Raw genomic sequence first — 15,798 nt, 5'->3', positions numbered from 1 at the left:
CTCGTGGCGGGCGGCGACCGGGGACGCGGCCGGGCGGGCTGCTGCCGCGGCGCCGCCGCCGGATGCGGTGCGCCGCGGCCCGCGCGGGCGGCGGATCACAGCTGGTCCCGGATGTCGTGCGGGATGGCCAGGTGCCGCGGCAGCACCAGGCCGAGCGGCAGGCCCGCGGCGAACGCGGAGTCCTGCGAGCCGTGCACCAGGCGCAGGCGGATGCGGGCCTGCGCGGAGAGGCTGTCGACGGCGGCGCGCGCGTCCTCGATGGTGGCCGGATCCTGCACCGTGGCCGTCACGACCATCCCGAAGTTGACGAGCCCCGCGCCGCCCGACTCCTCCGACTCGTTGGCGAAGGCCGCGATCACGTCCTTGCGCGACCGGCCGGTGGGGTTCTTCGTCGAGCCGACGAGGAACTCGGCGTCGCGCTTGTCGGCCTCGACGATGGCGGCGGCGCGCGCCGGGTCGATGGGGCGGTAGAGCATCGTGACGCGCTTGCGGGCGATGTGCCGGTGCGGCGCGAGCAGGCGGGACAGGATCGACTCGCCCACGTTCCCGCGCGGCGCCTGCGACATCATCCACGACACGGAGAGCGCCGAGTCGTGCCGGTAGGAGTCCCACGCGGCCTGGTGCGCGGTCGGCCCGACCTCCGGCCAGTACAGCTCGGTGGCCTGGCCGGCGGAGTTGGCCTGGTCGATGAGGATCGCGGCGGCGGGGTCGTAGGCGATCCGCACCACCTCGCACAGGTCCTGCGCCGTGAGCGGCCGGGCGGCTCCCGCGCCCGTGGAGGAGAGGCCGGAGGTGAGGCCGGGCAGCCGGTAGGCGAGCTCGCGGCCCATCTCCTCGGGGCTGCGGCGGGCGGCGCCGGAGCGCGCGGCGCCCGCGAAGGTGATGGCGACGTACGCCTTGATGGTCGCGGCGCCCGCCGGGTAGGTGGCCACGATCTTCCGCAGCACGCTCTTGGAGAACTCGGATCCGCGGTCGTCGATGCGGCCGAGCACCTCGGAGGCGAGCCGCGTGCCGGTGTCCGGCGCGGTCTCGAGCGTGACGGACGCGGCGACGAGGCCGGGCTCGTCGGCGAGCGCCTCGAGCCAGGAGCCCCACTCGGCCACCCAGATGTCGACCTGCTCCTGGTCCACGAGCGCGGATCCGTCGGGCTCCGCCCCCAGCACGACGGTGAAGTCGTTCGTCGACGGCACCTCGATGAGCGCGAACGGCCGCCCGTAGGAGTCCTTCCACTCGGTGAGGCGGGATCCCGCGGCGAGGCCCGGCAGCTGCGCCGTGCCCCACTCCGCGAAGCCCAGCGGCCCCGAGCGGTAGAGGTGCGCGCCGCGGTTGCGGGCGAACAGCCAGCCCGCGCGGTTCATGATCCGGATCATCCCCGACTCCCCGTGCTTGTCCTTGACCGCGACCGCGGCGAGCACGCCGGCGAACACCGCCGCCGTGATCACCCCGGCGACGAGTCCCTTGTTGGTGGCGACGATGATGACCATCACGGCCCCGGCGAACCCGAACATCGTCGGGAACATGCCGAGCCCGCCGACGCCGCGGGTGCGCGGCTTCCGCCAGTTGCCGTACGTGCGCGCGGTGGCGCGGCCCTCGATGGCGCTCATGGATCCGTGTCCCTACCTGGCCCCCGAGGGGCCCTCTCCCGCGGCGTCCTCGACGGCGCCCTTGGTGGCGTGCGCGGCCTTCTTGGCGCCCTCGGCGAGCTTCGCGACGCCGAGCGCGGCGAGCCCGACGGGTCCGGCGACCGCGGCGCCCGCGGCAGCAGCTCCGCCGGCCGCTCCGCCCGCCGCCGCGCCGCTCGCGCCGGCGCCGGCCTTGGCCCCGGCGGCCGCGCCCTTGGCGGCGGTGCCGCTGCGTGCGCCGGCGCTCGCGTTGGCGGCACCGGAGGGTCCGCCGCCAGCGCCGCCGCCGCCTCCTCCACCTCCGCTGTTCGAGCGGCTCGCCATGGATCCGGCCTGCTTGATCGCCCCGGAGGCGGCCTCGCCGGCCCCGCCCATCACGGCGCCCGCGACCGCAGCGCCCGACACCCCGCCGGCCGGCGCGACCATCGGCGCGATGAACCGCATCAGCGCGGGCAGCGCGACGAGCGCGATGAGCATGAGCGCCATGCCGGTGAGGATCGACCATGGCCCCTGGTCGTCCTTGGCGAACAGGTCGGTGCCGATGAGCCGGAACGCGGCGGCGTAGACGAGGGCGGCTGCGGGCTTGTAGAGGATGAACGCGGTGAGCCACCCGAGCGACTTGCGGAACCACTGGTTCCCGGTGGGCGTGTTCGTGAAGCTGGCGGTGAGCGGCAGGATCCCCGCGAGCAGCACGAGCATCGCGGAGCGGACCACCATCATCGCGATCTGCACGTACGTGATCAGGACGGCGATGAGCGCGAGGATGAGGATCCCGATGGCGCCGAGCGGCGACTGGTCCGTGAGGAAGATGAGCGCCCCGATGTTGCGGCCGAAGCAGTTGCCCTCGACGACGCTGACGTCGCAGTTCGTGGCGGCGTTGAGCACGCCGACCGAGAAGACGTCGCCGATCTGGACCGCGAGCTGGATCACCGTGAGCCCGATGGTCGAGACCATCACGAGCGTGACCAGCGAGCGGACCAGCTCGCCGATCGGCTGCGTGCGCTGCGTCCACGCGAGGCGGATCCCGGCGAGCACGACGGATCCCACCGCCATGGCGAGCACGATGTACCAGGTCGAGTTCTGCAGGAACCCCACGGTCGAGCTCGACCCGTCCGGAGCGGAGTTCGGGATGACCCACGCGACGAGCGAGGAGGCGCTGGTGATCAGGAAGACACCCGCGAGCACGACGCCGAGCCGGCCCAGGCTGTCCATCCCGGTGTCCTCCGACCGGGCGCGCATGTAGAGCATCGCGAATCCGATGATCGAGAGGACGGCCACGATGAGCCCGATCCACGCGATGTACCCGAGCAGCGTGTCGAAGTCGCTCGTGACGGTCGAGTTCGGCGTGTAGCCGACGGTCGAGGAGTCGCCTTTCGAGAACTGCGGGCTCGGCACGTGCACCCACATCGTGCCGAGCGAGGCGATGACGCGGCCGTATGCCTCGACCGCATCGTGCACGAGCTGTCGGAGAGTGTCTCCGGCCGCGCTCACGACCACGTCGGACACCGACTGCTTGGTGCACTCACCACCGTTGAACACCCAGTCGGATATCGCTCCGCAGTTCGCTGCCATCCGCGATCAGACCCCCGAGAACGGGATGTAGCCCCCGAGGCTCGTCAGCGCGGACGGCTTGATGGGTGGACCGTCCTGCGCGAAGACGACCTTCCAATCGCCCTGCTCCCATCGGACGACCACCGGCATGCTGATCAGCTGAGGATCATTGCCCGAGTAGGAGAGCGCGAGGTCGACCGTGGCCTCGTCCCCTGAATACCGGTCGATCTTGAACCCGGACACCTGCGCACGAGAACCGCTTGCAGTGCCCTGTGACTTGGCGGTCGGACCTGCGGCCTTCGCCTGGTCCTTCGCGGCCCCGTCCGCGAGCAGCTCGTACAGGCGCGGGAAGTTGCGGGCGTCCGTGCTCACGGCCGTGAAGTTGATGCTCGCGAAGAGGGCACCGGCCGCCGTGTGCGCGAAGCAGGTCGTGAATCTACCGTCGTCTTCGGTCTTCCCCGGTCCGGTCGCGGTCGTGTCCCGAGGGGCGGCCATCGTCCCGATGATCTCCCACCGTGCCGTAGGGGCGGTGTCGAGCGAGCTCGTCTCCTCGTACCCCGGAAGGCCGCACACCGAGGCGGCGCCATCGGGGAGCGTCGACGCGCTCGGCGAAGGGGCAGCCTCCGAAGCTGACGTGGTGTCGCTCGTCGGCGCCGCCACGGGCGTCCCGCCGCCCGAGAACGCGCCCGTCGCCGCCGCGATGCCGCCGCCCACGAGGACGAGGGCGAGGAAGGCCGCGATGGCGATCCAGAGCGGGCGCTTGTGGAAGGGCGTGGCGGGGGTGCTCATGAGGATCCTCTCGGGGGAGCGGGCGGTGCGGGCGGGGAAGCGGGAGGTCGCTACGCGATGACGAAGCTCACGAGCGACGCGGCGCCCAGCCCGAGGAAGAGGCCGAAGCCGATCTTGATGAGGCGCTCCTGGATCTCGCCGCCCTCGTGCCGGTTGTTGCGGAAGAGCATCGCGCCGGTGGCGATGAGCGAGAGCACCGCGAGGGGGAGGAGCACCCACTTGGCGATGCCGATGATGCGGCCGAACTTCTCGGTCCAGTCGGCGGGGGCCTGGGCGTCGCCGTTGGGCACGTCAATGGCGACGGCGTCCATGGCGTGGTGGAGGTGCGCGGACGCCTGGTGGACGGCGTCGAGCGCGAGGAGCGTGGGGGACATGCGGGGGACCTCTCGTGGAAGGGGGGGGCTAGCGGGGGGAGGCGGTGAGCTGCAGGTCGGCGAGGAGCCGCTGGTGCTCGCGGCCCATGTCGGCGGGATCCGCGGGGCCGAGGCGCCACGCGTCGATCCACGGCAGGGTCCACGAGCGCGGGTAGCCGCCGGCGACGAGCTGCTCGAGCTGGCGGAGCTCCTTGGGGCGGCGGCCGGGCGCATCCGCCACGAGCACGAGGCCGACCAGCTCGACGAGGCCGGCGACCTGGCCCGATGCCCACTCGCGGGCGACGCGCTGCGCCGCGAGGAGGCCGGAGTGGTCGGTGCGGGCGACCACGACCACGCGGGAGGCGGGGGATCCGGCGGCAGGGGCGGGCCAGGCGTGGCCGGCGGCGCGGGATCCGGCGGCGAGGCGCGCGAGCGTCGTCTCCCCGGCGCCGCCGTGGGCGCCGACCCACCACAGCGCGGCGGGCGCGGCCTGGGCTCGCACGGGCAGCCGGTCGGAGGTCGCGGGGGCGGCGACGGTGGCGGGCTGCGGGGCGCGGGGACCGCGGAGGCGCTCGCGTCGCGTGAGCGGCGGGGCCTCGGCGGCGGGGGCGGGCTCGGTCGCGGCGGGCGCGCCGATGACCCACGGATTGCCGCTGTCGCTCATGCCTCGCCCATCCCACCCGCCGGGTCTCGTGCTCGCCTCACGCGTGATCCACCGGGTGGGGGATGTCGACAGGACGGTGCAGGGGTGATGCTGTCAAAGTGCTTGCGCGGGCGCAAGTGCTTGCTCCTGCTCGCATTTTCCACGAGACTGTCTCGCCGCCATCGACCCTGGCCGACCCCGCCGCGTCCGCGCGGCTCCTCTCCACATGGGCGGGCGGCGTCCCGCACGCACGATCCGCACGACGCCCCCCTCACGAGAGCCGCAGATGACCGACGCCCCGCCCGTCCCCGCGTTCCCCCGCATCGACGCCATCATCACGCCCACCGCCGGCGGCAGGGCCACCGGGGTCCTCACCGTCAACGGCGTCGCGACGCCGTTCGCGGAGGCGGAGGAGGACGAGATCCGGCGCGGCATCCTCCTCAGCGTGCGCGGCACCGCGGAGCAGATGCAGCGGGCGGTCCGGCTCACGACGCGCGACCGCTACGGGTCGCAGGCCCTCGCGGTCGGGCCCGACGGGACGATCGAGGCGCTCAGCGAGCTCGACCGCACGGACGCGATCGCGGAGCCGGCGGGGGAGCCGGCGCCGGTCGGCGCCGCCGTGCCCGCGGGATCCGCCGCCGCTCCGGTGGCCGCGTCGTCGGTCGCCGCGGCGCCGCCCGTCACGGCGTCCGCGTCCGCGTCCGTCGCCTCGGGCGCGCACGCGCTCGCCCCTGCCGCGCCGCCCGCCGTGGGATCCGCCTCCGCGCCCGCCCCCGCCGCCCCCGCGGATCCGCCGCTCACCCGCCGCGCCGCCCGCCAGTCCTTCCTCACGCGCGAGGAGGTGGAGGAGCCGGCCACGCAGGGCATGCGCGGCACCCTCACGCGGCTCGGGATCCGCATGTCGCCGTCCGAGGCCGAGCGCCGCGAGCGCGAGTGGACCCGCCTCGTCAGCCAGCACTGGCCCGGCCCCCGCACCGTCGCGGTCGTCAACGGCAAGGGCGGGGTCGGCAAGACCATGTCCACCATCTGCCTCGCCTCCGTCTTCGCGCGGCACGGCGGCGCGGGCGTCCTCGCGTGGGACAACAACCAGACGCGCGGCACCCTCGGCTGGAGCACGGAGCAGGGGCCGCACGACGCGAGCATCCTCGACCTCCTGCCGCAGGTCGACCGGCTCCTCGGCACGGGCGCGCAGTCCGCCGACCTCGCGCACTTCGTGCACCACCAGACCCGCGACCGCTACGACGTGCTCCGCTCGAAGCCCGAGGTGCTCGCCACCCAGCAGCGGTTCGACGACACCACGGTCGACCTGATCCACGCGGTCGCCGCCAAGTTCTACCGGCTCGTGCTCATCGACTCGGGCAACGACGAGACCGACCCGATGTGGCTGCGCGCCATCGAGCGGGCCGACCAGATCGTGGTGCCCACCATCGGCGAGGCCAAGGCCGCGGAGTCGGCGGCCCTCCTCATCGAGGGCCTCGCGGAGCGCGGCGGGCACTTCGCCGACCTCGCGGAGCGCGCGGTCGTGGTGGTCAGCGCGCACAAGCACGACCTCGCCCCCGCCGAGCTCGCCAAGATCTCCGACGGCTTCGCGCCGCTCGCCCGCGACGTGGTCACGGTGCCCTACGACCCGGCGCTCGGCGCCGACGTCCTCAACTACGGCGCGCTCCGGGCGTCCACGCAGCGGGCCTGGCTCCGCGCGGGGGCGGCCGTGGCGCGGGGCCTCTGATGCGGGCGGGCGTCGCGCGCGGCGTCGCCCGGCGCGTCCCCGCCGCGCGCTCGTCCGCCGTCCGCGGGGCGGGTGCCGTCGCGCTCGCGGCCGCCCTCGCCCTCGGGGCCGCCGGATGCGCGAACGTCACCGTGCACGACGACGGGAGCCCGTCGGGCGCCGCCGCGGATCCGCTCGCCTCGCCGGGCGCCGCCGGCGCCGCGGGCACGACCGGCGACGGCGCGGCCGTCGGCACCTCCTCCCCGGGCGCGACGGACGACGGCGCCGCGGCCGAGCCCGAGCCCACCGCCGACGCCGCCGCGCAGGCGTCCGCGCTCGCGGCGGCCGACGAGGTCATGCGCACCTACGCGCAGCCGGGCATCGCCGAGGCCGAGTGGGAGCGGCAGATGACGCCGCTCCTGTCGCAGCAGGGCGCGGTCGCGTTCGTGCCCACCATCCCGTCGCGCCTCACGGCCCACGCGGTCACCGGCACCGGCACGGTGATGCCCGCGCCCACCGCGTACGCGCTCATCGTGCGCGTGCCCACCGACGACGGCGACTACGACGTCGCGCTCGTCCGCTCCTCGACCACGGCCCCGTGGCTGGCGGACGAGATCCAGGCCGTCCGCGACAAGTGAACGGCGGCGGCAAGGGGGTCCTGATCCTCATCGGCACGCCCGCCGCGCTGATGGGGATGATCGTCTTCCTGGTGCTGTTCGGCTTCGGCGGCGACGACGCGTCCGCCTGCACGACGCAGGGCGCGGCGTCCTCGTCGACCGGCCCGCGCACGCCCGTCGACGGCTACGCGGGGGATCAGCTCGACAACGCCGCCGCGATCATGGACGCCGCCGCCGGGATCGGGCTGTCCCGGCAGGCGCAGGTGCTCGGGGTCATGGCGGCGATGGGGGAGTCGTCGCTGCGCGCCATCGACTACGGGGACGACGCGGTGAACCCGGACGGCTCCATCGCCGACTCCATCGGCCTCTTCCAGCAGCAGTCGTCGTGGGGCTCGGTGCAGGAGCGCATGGACCCGACGTCGAGCGCGAAGCTCTTCCTCCAGCGGCTGCAGACCGTGAAGGGGTGGGACTCGCTCGAGCCGACCCTCGCGATCCACGAGGTGCAGATCAACAAGGACCCGTACCACTACCGGCGGTTCCAGCAGCCGGCCGAGGACGTGGTCGCGCAGCTGTCGGGCGCGACGGCTGCTCCGGCCGCGACCCCCGCCGCGACCGGGACGCCGGATCCCTCCGCCACGTCCACGCCCGCCGCGCCCTCCGGCGGCTGCTCGGCCGGCGGCACCGTGCTGCCGCTGAAGGCGCCCTTCGACCAGACCTCCGGCTACGGCCCGCGCGTCAGCCCGACGGCGGGCGCCTCCTCGTGGCACCCGGCGAACGACTACCAGACCCGGGAGAGCGGATCCGCGTCGGGCCGCTCCGGCTACTCCTGCGGCTCGCCCGTGCTCGCCGCGCAGGCCGGCAGCGTGACCACGGCGGGCGGCTACACGGTGTCCGTCCGCTCGGCGGCGGGCTACACCATCAGCTACCTGCACATGTACGAGCAGGACATGGAGGTGCACGTCGGCGACACGGTGACCGCCGGCCAGGAGATCGGCAAGGTGGGGTCGAACGGGCCGTCCACGGGGTGCCACCTCGACATCCGGATCGACGCGCGCGGGTCCACCGACGCCCGGGTGAGCGCGCTGCCGCAGTCGCAGACGCAGGGGGCGCCGGTGAGCGGCTACGTGGATCCGGAGGCGTTCTTCGGCGTGTTCGGCGTGACGCTCTGCGGCGGGGAGTGCCGGCATGCGACCGAGTAGGGACAGGCGGGTTGCGGTGGCCCCCGGGCGTCCGGCGATAATTGCGCAGGCGGGTAAATCCGAGCATCCCGCGCCGCACCCGACCGGAGCAGCACGCGCGCATGGCAGACCGAGACCCCTGGGACGACCTCCCGGCGACGCTGCGCTCGGCCGACCTGCAGCGGCTGCTCGGCATCGGCCAGACGACCGTGAGCCTCTGGTTCGCGAAGGGGACGATCCCCGGGCACCGCATCTCCCACTCCTGGATCGCGTTCCGGTCCGAGGTGCGCGAGTGGCTCGAGTCGACGTCGACCGTGCCGGTGCCGCCGCACGAGCCGTACCCGCATCCGCTCGACGCCTACCCCGACCACCTCACCCACCGCCACCTCATGGAGCTGTTCCAGAAGAGCCGGCCGGCGATCCTCGGCTGGCTGCGCGACGGCGTGATCCCGGCGATGCGGCCGGGCGGACGCTGGCTGATCGAGAAGGCGGCCGTCCGGCGGCTCCTCGACGAGACGAGCAACCAGCGGTCCGGCTTCGTGCCGAAGGGCGACCGCGCCGCGAGCTGACGCGCGCGGTGCGGGTCGGCGGACCCGGCGACCTCGGCGTCGGCGGGTGCCCTAGCCTGGCTGCTTCCGGCACCCGGATCCGCTCGACGGCCGCTCGGCCGTGCGCGCGACCCCTGCCCGACCACGTACCCGATCACCCGCACGAGGAGGCTGCCGCATGACCGCACGCGATGTTCCCAAGGAGGTCGCGCCGGCGGCGCTGGCGCTGCTGCGTCTCCGTCTGGCCGAGCTGGACTACCTGCGGGAGGTGCGGCGTCTGCTGGATGCCGGCCGCTCCGAGGAGGAGCTGGCGCGGCGGCTGCGGGTGTTCCGACCGGAGGACCTCGCGCGGCTGCGTGCGGCGCGGGAGGTGAGCATGCCGCTGGAGGGGTTCTCGGGCGCGTTGCCGATGGAGATCTGCGAGCGGTACGCGGTGGGGCAGCTGGATCGGGAGCGGCTGGTGGATGAGCTGGCGCGGTATCCGTATGCGCCGCTCGACAAGACCGACGGCTGGGACGACCTGGTGGTCAATCCACCCGGCACATGGGCGGACCTCGGGTCGGCTCGCCGAGCGGGCCTCATCGATTCTCAGATCTACAGGGAGGTCTTCGATCTGGCGCCCGCCGAGGGCGACTGAGCCGTGAGCGGATCGAGCTCCGAGGACCACTTGCGCACGATCCGTGCGTTGTCGACTGCCGATGGTCCCCTCTCCTCCGGGGCGCCGACGGCGAGCGTGAACAACCCCGATTGGTGGCGCGGTAGCCGCCCGACTGGGGACCGTTCGGATCTCCACGACAGCGTCCTCGATGAGGTGCGCACCGAGAAGCCCGGCGTCCGCAGCACGTATCGTGCCATCTTGCTCGCGGGCCCGCCGGGGGCGGGCAAGAGCACTGTCCGTGAGATGGTGACGGGCGCGGGACAGGACGAGTTCCTGCAGATCGACGCTGATGACATGAAGGAGCGATTGCTGCGTCGTGCATTGGCCGACAAGAGCTATGACTCCTGGATCAAGCCCGCGGCCGTGCGTGAGCGGGAGCAAGCCGGGGAGCGGTTCCATCCCATGGAACTCTCGTCGCTCGTCCATGAGGAGTCCGCGTTCCTTGCCGAACGACTGCGAGTGGAGTCGATCGAACGGGGTGATGACATCGTCATCGACACGGTCCTGAGCTCGGACACGAAGGCGCGCCAGATCATGGGCGAGCTGGAGCGGGCCGGCTACGACGTCCAGGTGATGGACGTCGAGGTGCCGCGGGAGGTGTCGGACGAGCGGATCCGGACGCGGTGGCGCGAGGGCAACGAGCGCGCGGAGAAGGGTGACGGGCTCGGGGGCCGGTGGGTGCCGAGCGAGTTCGGCGCGTGGGTCTACGGGGAGCCGGATGGTCGGTCGCGGCCGGAGGCGAACGCGCGGATGGTGGCGGAGGAGTCGCCGGCGGTGTCGCGGTACCGCGTGTATTGGAAGACGGCGGAGCAGGAGCGGGAGGATCCGCGTGCGCCGGCGACCCTGGTGACGGACATGTCGCGGGCATCGCGGGGCGGGCCGCTGGTGCCGACGCGATCAGGACCGACGACCGAGGCCCCGCGCGCGAGACCTCTCCCGGGGATCACACGTGCAGGCCGGACGGCCCCGGGCCGACCCGGACCAGCGCGCGCCGACCGCGGGCGCTAGGCCGGCTCGTTCATCGCCCGCGCGTACTCCGATCCCGAGCGCGTCCGCAGCACGAGGCCCGCGTCCACGAGGTGGCGGCGGAGCAGGGCGTGGTCGTCGGTGAGGCGGACCAGGCGCGCGGTGAGGGCCCTCTCGTCGAGGACCTCGTGCGTGTCCAGCACCTGGGTGACGACGTGCCGGAGCAGGTCGTCGAGGTCGGCCGGGGAGGCCGGCCACTGCGCGATGCGGCCCTCGCGGAGGAAGCGCTCGACGCCCTGGGCGGGCGGCGTCGCGGGCTGCTGGGCGAGGATCGCGCGGAAGACGGCGTCGGGCGCGGTCGCGGTGCCCTCGGGGTCGAGGGCCACGAGGCCGGATCCGGTGAGCGCGGTCGCGGCCTTCCGCCGACGCGCCGGGGACAGGTGCGCGAGGGCGTCGTCGAGCGAGGATCCGAGCACGACGCGCGCGTAGGCCGCGCGCATCTCCGCGTCGGCGAGCACGGCGGCGATGCGGCGCGGGTCGATGTGGTCCATGCCCCCATCCTGCCCGGCGCCTTCCGGCCCGCCGACCTCATCGATACGGTCGGGATATGACCGTCCTCCGTCTGATCGGCCGCATCCTCACGCGCGCGATCTACGTGCTCGGCAAGGTCCGCATGACCGGAGACGGCCAGAACCCGTCGAACGGCGATCCGATGGGGTTCGACAGGCCGCAGGAGTACCGGCCCTGACGCCTGCGCTCCACGCACGACGGCTCCCGTCCTCACCTGGAGGACGGGAGCCGTCGCGTCGTGCGGGTGCGGATCAGCTCGCGTCGGAGACCGCGGAGTTGATCGCGGTGGGAGCGTCGTACTCCTTGTCCTCGATCTTCTTGAGCGCGTCGAGCGCGTCGGAGTCGGCGCCCGACTCCTCCGCCTTCTTCACGATCGCGTCCTTCGACGCCGGGTAGTCGAGGCCGCTGAGGTGCTTCTGGAGCTCGATGGGGTTGATGGCCATGGGGTGTCCTCTCGTCGGTGATCAGGAGCGGTCGGCGCGGGGATCCGCACCGCCCACGGATCGAGTCGACTCCTCCGGCGGCACGTCGCCTAGGTGCTCTTCCTGGGGATCCGGCGACTCCTGCACCGCCGGCTGCTCCGGCGACCCGGGCGGATCCGGCTGCTCCACCTGCTCCTCCGCGAACACCACGTCGAACGCGTCCACCTCGCGGACGGGCAGCGTGGTCGGCGCCTCGAGGTGCACGGCGCCGCTCGGGACGATGCCCGCGCCGCCGAAGCGCTCCATCACCCGCCACTGCGCGGCGACGTCCTCCCCGGAGTGCCGCTCGGGCAGCCGCTCCCAGAAGTCGAAGCCGCCGGTCTCCACGAGCGCGCTCCGGCGGTAGAGCACGCAGCCGCCGACCCACGCGATCCGGTAGGCGAGCCAGGTGTCGACCTCGAGGTCGAGGTCGGCGGCGATGTGGGCGAGGTTCGCGGCGTTGTGCAGCGGCCAGCGGTCGAAGGCCGGGGTGCCGCGGCGGATGCGCTCCGGTTCGACCGCGTCGCCCCACGGCGTGAAGTCGGCGGCCTCGTGGGCCCGGCGGTCGTCGAGGTAGCTGAGGCCCTGCACGGCGGCGCCCACGAAGCCGATGCCGAGCGCGTCGAGGGCGTCGTGCATACGGCGCAGCATGCCGGGCTCGAGCCACACGTCGTCGTCGAGGAACAGCACGGCGTCGGCGGTGGCGCGCGCGAGCAGCGACGCCCGGTGCTCCGCGATCCCGCGGCGCGGCAGGTGCGCCACCACCTCGACCTCGCGGCCCTGCGCCCGGAGCACGCGGACCATGCCCTGAACGCTGGGCTCGACGGACGCGCGGAAGCCGTCGGACTGGTCGCTCACGACCACGCGGAACGGCGGGTCGTCCTGCCCGGCGAGGCCCGAGAGCGTGACGGCGAGCTCGGCCGCGCGGCCGGCGCTCGGGATCAGCACGTCGATCCGCGGGGCGTCCGGGGCGCGGCGGGCTCCCCACTCGCCGGACCAGCGGCGGCTGCGACGGCCGGCGCCCGTGCCCGGGCTCGCGTTCGCGCCCGCGCCCGCGCCCGCGCCCGAGCCCGAGCCCGGGATCGCGCCCGCGCCTACACCGGCGGGCATCAGGGGCCGCCCGGAGCGGGCTCCGGTTCCGTCTCGGGGGCCGTGGGGTCGGGAGCCGGCGCGGCCGCGGATGCCGACGTCGCCGTGCCCGCGGGCCGCGTGAATCCGGGGTCGGGCGCCGACGCGCGGATCCGGTCCACCATCGAGCTCGTCGACTGCGACGGCACGTAGCCGAGGATCGACACCTCGCCGCCGTATCCGCGCACGACCGCGGTCTCGTCGAGCATCTCCGGCGTGTAGTCGCCGCCCTTCGCGTACACGTCGGGCTGCACCGCCTCGAGCAGCGGGATCGGGGTGTCGGTGTCGAACACGGTGATCACGTCGACGCACGACAGCTCGGCGAGCACGCCCGCGCGGTCCTCGGCCGTATTCACCGGCCGGTCGGATCCCTTCAGCCGCCGCACGGAGTCGTCGCTGTTGAGCGCGACCACGAGCACGTCGCCGAGGCGCTTGGCCTGGCGGAGGTAGGTCGTGTGGCCGCGGTGCAGCACGTCGAAGCAGCCGTTGGTGAAGACGATGCGGCGGCCCGCGGCGCGCTCGGCGGCCACGAGGTCGACGAGCTCGCCCTGGCTGACGGTGCGCGAGCGCGTCTCGCCGAGGTGGTCGGCGAGGGTCGCGGCGGAGCAGACGGAGGTGCCGGGGAGGCGCACGACGACGTCGGCCGCGGCCTGCGCGAAGTCGGCGCTCACGGCGAGCGGCAGGCCCACGGCGCGCGCGAGCGTGAGGGCGGCGACGAACGTGTCGCCCGCGCCGGACGCCTGCTTCTCCGGCACCGGGTGCGCGCGCGTGCGGTACGGCTCGCCCGCGCCGAGCACCACGGTGCCGTCGCGGTCGAGCGTGACGACGGCGGTCGCGGATCCGGATGCGGCGAGCACGGCGTCGGCGAGCCCCGCGATGACGGCGGCCCGGTCCTCGTCGCGCGCGAGCGGCCGGTCGATGAGGCGGCTCGCCTCGCCCGCGTTCGGCGTGATGAGGTCGGGGCGGAGCGGCGCCCAGATGGCGGGATCGTGCGCGTCGACCACCGTGAGGCCGGGGCGGCTCGACCGGGCGGCGAGCGACTCGAGCACCACGCCGTGCAGCGTGCCGGTGCCGTAGTCGGAGACGATCTCGGCGTCCGCGTCGGCCGTGGCCTCGAGGGCGGCGCGGGCGAGGGCGCGCGCGTCGTCGCGGTGCACGGATCCGCGGTGCACGTCGTCGACCCGCACGATCACCTGGTCGTCGCCCACGATGCGGGTCTTGGTGGTGGTGCGTAGCCGCGGCGAGTGGACGAGGCCGGTGACGTCGACGCCGGCCGCGACGAGCAGGTCGCGCACGCGGTCGCCCGCGGCGTCCTGGCCGACGAGGCCGACCATCCGCACGGTGCCGCCGAGGCTCGCGAGGTTGACGGCGGTGTTCGCGGCGCCGCCGAGCGACTGGATCCGCTCGGTCACGTCCACGACGGGCGCCGGCGCCTCGCGGGTCATCCGGTCGCTGTGGCCGCGCCACCACTCGTCGAGGATCACGTCGCCGATGACCGTGACGGTCGGCCGGCGCTCCGCGAGGAGGCCGATGATCCCGCGCAGCTCGCTGGTCATCGCGCGTCGCCCGCGTCGAGCACCGGCAGCCCGAGGTGCACGACCGTCGTGGTGCTCATCTCGTCGAGGAGCTCGGGGCCGTAGCCGAAGCCGGATCCGCTGCGGCCGCGGGGCTGCGCGGCGCCGCCGGGCGCGCCGCCGAAGACGCCGTTGACCTTGATCGTGCCGACGGGCAGCTCGGCCGCGGCGCGCTGCGCGTGCTCCATCGACGCGGTCAGCACGCTCGCGGCGAGCCCGTACCGGTCGTCGGACGCGCGCTGGAGCGCCTCGTCGAAGTCCGCGACCACGCGGACGGCCGCGACCGGGCCGAACGTCTCCGCCGTCATCACGGTCATGTCGTCGGTGCAGTCCACGAGCACGGTGGCGGGGTAACGGGATCCGGGGCCGTCCGGCACGTGCCCGCCGACGAGCGCGCGGGCGCCCTCGGTGAGCGCCTCCGCGACCTGCTCGTGCACGGCGTCGCGCATCCGCCCGTCGACCAGCGGCCCGAGGTCGCCGGAGGAGTTCCAGCGCTCGGCCTCCGCGACGAGCGCGGCGGTGAAGCGGTCGGCGATGTCGCGGTGCACGTAGATCCGCTCGACCGAGGTGCAGATCTGGCCGGCGTTGGCGAAGGACCCGAGGGCGGCCTGCGCGGCGGCCCACGCGGGGTCCACGCCCGCGTCGACGAGGAGCGGGTCGTTGCCGCCGTTCTCGCGGATCACGTGCGTGGGCGTGCCGGCGGCGCGGCGGGCGATGGCCTCGCCCGCGGCGGTGGATCCGACGTGCGCGACCACGCGCGTGTCCTCGTGCGCGACGAGCCGGTCGCCGACGTCGCCGCCGCCGACCACGGAGACGAGGACACCCTCGGGCAGCGCGTCGGCGAGGACCTTCCCGAGCAGCTCGCCCGTGTGCGGGCAGCGCTCGCTCGGCTTGTGGACCACGGTGTTGCCCATCACGAGCGCCGCCCCGATGATGCCCGCGGCCACCGCCACCGGATCGTTCCACGGCGTGAGCGCGACCGTGACGCCGCGCGGCCGCGGCACGGAGAAGTCGACGTTCGGGAGCGTGCCGAGCAGGCTCTTCCCGCGGTGCACCGGCCCGAGCTCGGAGTACTGCAGCAGCGTGTCGACGCCCGCGCCGACGCCGCCCTGCGCGTCGCCCAGGGGCTTGCCGGTCTCGCGCGCGTTGAGCTCGGCCAGCTCCTCGGCGTGCTCGGCCAGCGCGTGGGCGGCGCGGCGCACGGCCTGGCCGCGCTGGGCGGGCGGCATGCCGGCCCACGCGGCGGATGCGGCGACCGCGCGGCGCACCGCGGCGTCGACCTCGTCGGGGGTCGACGCGTCGATGTCGCCCACGGGCGAGCCGTCGCGCGGATCCGTGATCCGCAGCGTCCCGGGTCCGGCCTCGGGCTCCTCGGGGTCGATCAGGGCATCCAGGTCGAGTGCGGTGTCCGTGGTCACAGGTCTCCTCGTGCGGG

Annotated in this window: 17 protein-coding genes; 7 read left to right on the top strand and 10 right to left on the bottom strand. The window is 74.4% G+C overall.

The window, feature by feature from the left end:
- Positions 1-95: 95 nt before the first annotated feature.
- From FGG90_RS09885 to FGG90_RS09865, 5 genes are read right to left on the bottom strand one after another with little or no spacing between them, the layout of a single operon-like run.
- Entirely contained in the window at positions 96-1,604 is a 1,509-nt protein-coding gene (locus FGG90_RS09885) for an SCO6880 family protein (RefSeq protein ID WP_094127507.1), read from the bottom strand.
- A gap of 12 nt (positions 1,605-1,616) precedes the next feature.
- A complete protein-coding gene (locus tag FGG90_RS09880) occupies positions 1,617-3,194 on the bottom strand; it encodes a type IV secretion system protein (RefSeq protein WP_237583299.1) in 1,578 nt (525 codons plus the stop codon).
- Positions 3,195-3,200: 6 nt separating this feature from the next.
- Positions 3,201-3,962 (bottom strand): hypothetical protein, encoded by a 762-nt coding sequence (locus tag FGG90_RS09875; protein WP_094127510.1) that lies wholly within the window; start codon positions 3,960-3,962, stop codon positions 3,201-3,203.
- 50 nt (positions 3,963-4,012) lie between these two features.
- Entirely contained in the window at positions 4,013-4,336 is a 324-nt protein-coding gene (locus tag FGG90_RS09870; protein ID WP_094127513.1) for a hypothetical protein, read from the bottom strand.
- A 28-nt stretch (positions 4,337-4,364) separates the two neighbouring features.
- Positions 4,365-4,979: a DUF6668 family protein gene (locus FGG90_RS09865; RefSeq protein WP_094127516.1), complete on the bottom strand. Its 615-nt coding sequence runs from the start codon at positions 4,977-4,979 to the stop codon at positions 4,365-4,367.
- A gap of 265 nt (positions 4,980-5,244) precedes the next feature.
- Here FGG90_RS09865 and FGG90_RS09860 point away from each other — a divergent pair, with 265 nt between their 5' ends.
- The 6 genes from FGG90_RS09860 to FGG90_RS09835 all read left to right on the top strand — a co-directional run bounded on the left by FGG90_RS09860 (position 5,245) and on the right by FGG90_RS09835 (position 10,672).
- Positions 5,245-6,684, top strand: coding sequence for a MinD/ParA family ATP-binding protein (locus FGG90_RS09860; RefSeq protein ID WP_094127519.1), 1,440 nt, complete (start codon positions 5,245-5,247; stop codon positions 6,682-6,684).
- On the top strand, positions 6,684-7,301 hold the full coding sequence (locus FGG90_RS09855; protein WP_237583297.1) for a hypothetical protein: 618 nt from the start codon (positions 6,684-6,686) through the stop codon (positions 7,299-7,301). The genes FGG90_RS09860 and FGG90_RS09855 overlap by 1 nt, the downstream gene beginning before the upstream one ends.
- On the top strand, positions 7,298-8,479 hold the full coding sequence (locus FGG90_RS09850) for a M23 family metallopeptidase (RefSeq protein ID WP_094127522.1): 1,182 nt from the start codon (positions 7,298-7,300) through the stop codon (positions 8,477-8,479). The genes FGG90_RS09855 and FGG90_RS09850 overlap by 4 nt, the downstream gene beginning before the upstream one ends.
- Positions 8,480-8,580: 101 nt before the next feature.
- The gene (locus FGG90_RS09845; RefSeq protein ID WP_237583295.1) at positions 8,581-9,027 is read left to right on the top strand and encodes a helix-turn-helix domain-containing protein; all 447 of its coding nucleotides are present in this window, start codon (positions 8,581-8,583) and stop codon (positions 9,025-9,027) included.
- Between the two features lie 157 nt (positions 9,028-9,184).
- Positions 9,185-9,643: a hypothetical protein gene (locus FGG90_RS09840; protein WP_094127528.1), complete on the top strand. Its 459-nt coding sequence runs from the start codon at positions 9,185-9,187 to the stop codon at positions 9,641-9,643.
- Positions 9,644-9,817: 174 nt separating this feature from the next.
- Complete coding sequence (locus FGG90_RS09835; RefSeq protein WP_094131405.1) at positions 9,818-10,672, top strand: zeta toxin family protein; 855 nt, start codon at positions 9,818-9,820, stop codon at positions 10,670-10,672.
- Here FGG90_RS09835 and FGG90_RS09830 read toward each other — a convergent pair.
- A complete protein-coding gene (locus tag FGG90_RS09830; protein ID WP_094127531.1) occupies positions 10,669-11,181 on the bottom strand; it encodes a DUF2087 domain-containing protein in 513 nt (170 codons plus the stop codon). The genes FGG90_RS09835 and FGG90_RS09830 overlap by 4 nt on opposite strands.
- Before the next feature lie 56 nt (positions 11,182-11,237).
- Between FGG90_RS09830 and FGG90_RS09825 the strand changes: the two genes are divergently transcribed.
- Complete coding sequence (locus FGG90_RS09825) at positions 11,238-11,378, top strand: hypothetical protein (RefSeq protein WP_165771373.1); 141 nt, start codon at positions 11,238-11,240, stop codon at positions 11,376-11,378.
- Between the two features lie 73 nt (positions 11,379-11,451).
- On the opposite strand, the gene FGG90_RS09820 is transcribed toward FGG90_RS09825, so the two are convergent.
- The 4 genes from FGG90_RS09820 to FGG90_RS09805 are packed head-to-tail and all read right to left on the bottom strand — an operon-like array spanning position 11,452 to position 15,781.
- Positions 11,452-11,643: a DUF2795 domain-containing protein gene (locus FGG90_RS09820; RefSeq protein ID WP_094127534.1), complete on the bottom strand. Its 192-nt coding sequence runs from the start codon at positions 11,641-11,643 to the stop codon at positions 11,452-11,454.
- 21 nt (positions 11,644-11,664) lie between these two features.
- On the bottom strand, positions 11,665-12,771 hold the full coding sequence (locus FGG90_RS09815; RefSeq protein ID WP_094127537.1) for a glycosyltransferase family 2 protein: 1,107 nt from the start codon (positions 12,769-12,771) through the stop codon (positions 11,665-11,667).
- The gene (rfaE2, locus tag FGG90_RS09810) at positions 12,771-14,345 is read right to left on the bottom strand and encodes a D-glycero-beta-D-manno-heptose 1-phosphate adenylyltransferase (protein ID WP_094127540.1); all 1,575 of its coding nucleotides are present in this window, start codon (positions 14,343-14,345) and stop codon (positions 12,771-12,773) included. Before rfaE2 ends, FGG90_RS09815 begins: the two co-directional genes overlap by 1 nt.
- Positions 14,342-15,781, bottom strand: a complete 1,440-nt coding sequence (locus FGG90_RS09805; protein WP_210433042.1) for an aldehyde dehydrogenase family protein — start codon at positions 15,779-15,781, stop codon at positions 14,342-14,344. The genes rfaE2 and FGG90_RS09805 overlap by 4 nt, the downstream gene beginning before the upstream one ends.
- Positions 15,782-15,798: the final 17 nt, after the last annotated feature.

This window comes from Clavibacter michiganensis subsp. tessellarius (genome assembly GCF_021922985.1).
Classification (GTDB): Bacteria; Actinomycetota; Actinomycetes; order Actinomycetales; family Microbacteriaceae; genus Clavibacter; species Clavibacter tessellarius.
Note: the sequence above shows the minus strand (reverse complement) of the source record. Positions and strands in the feature narration are given on the sequence as shown.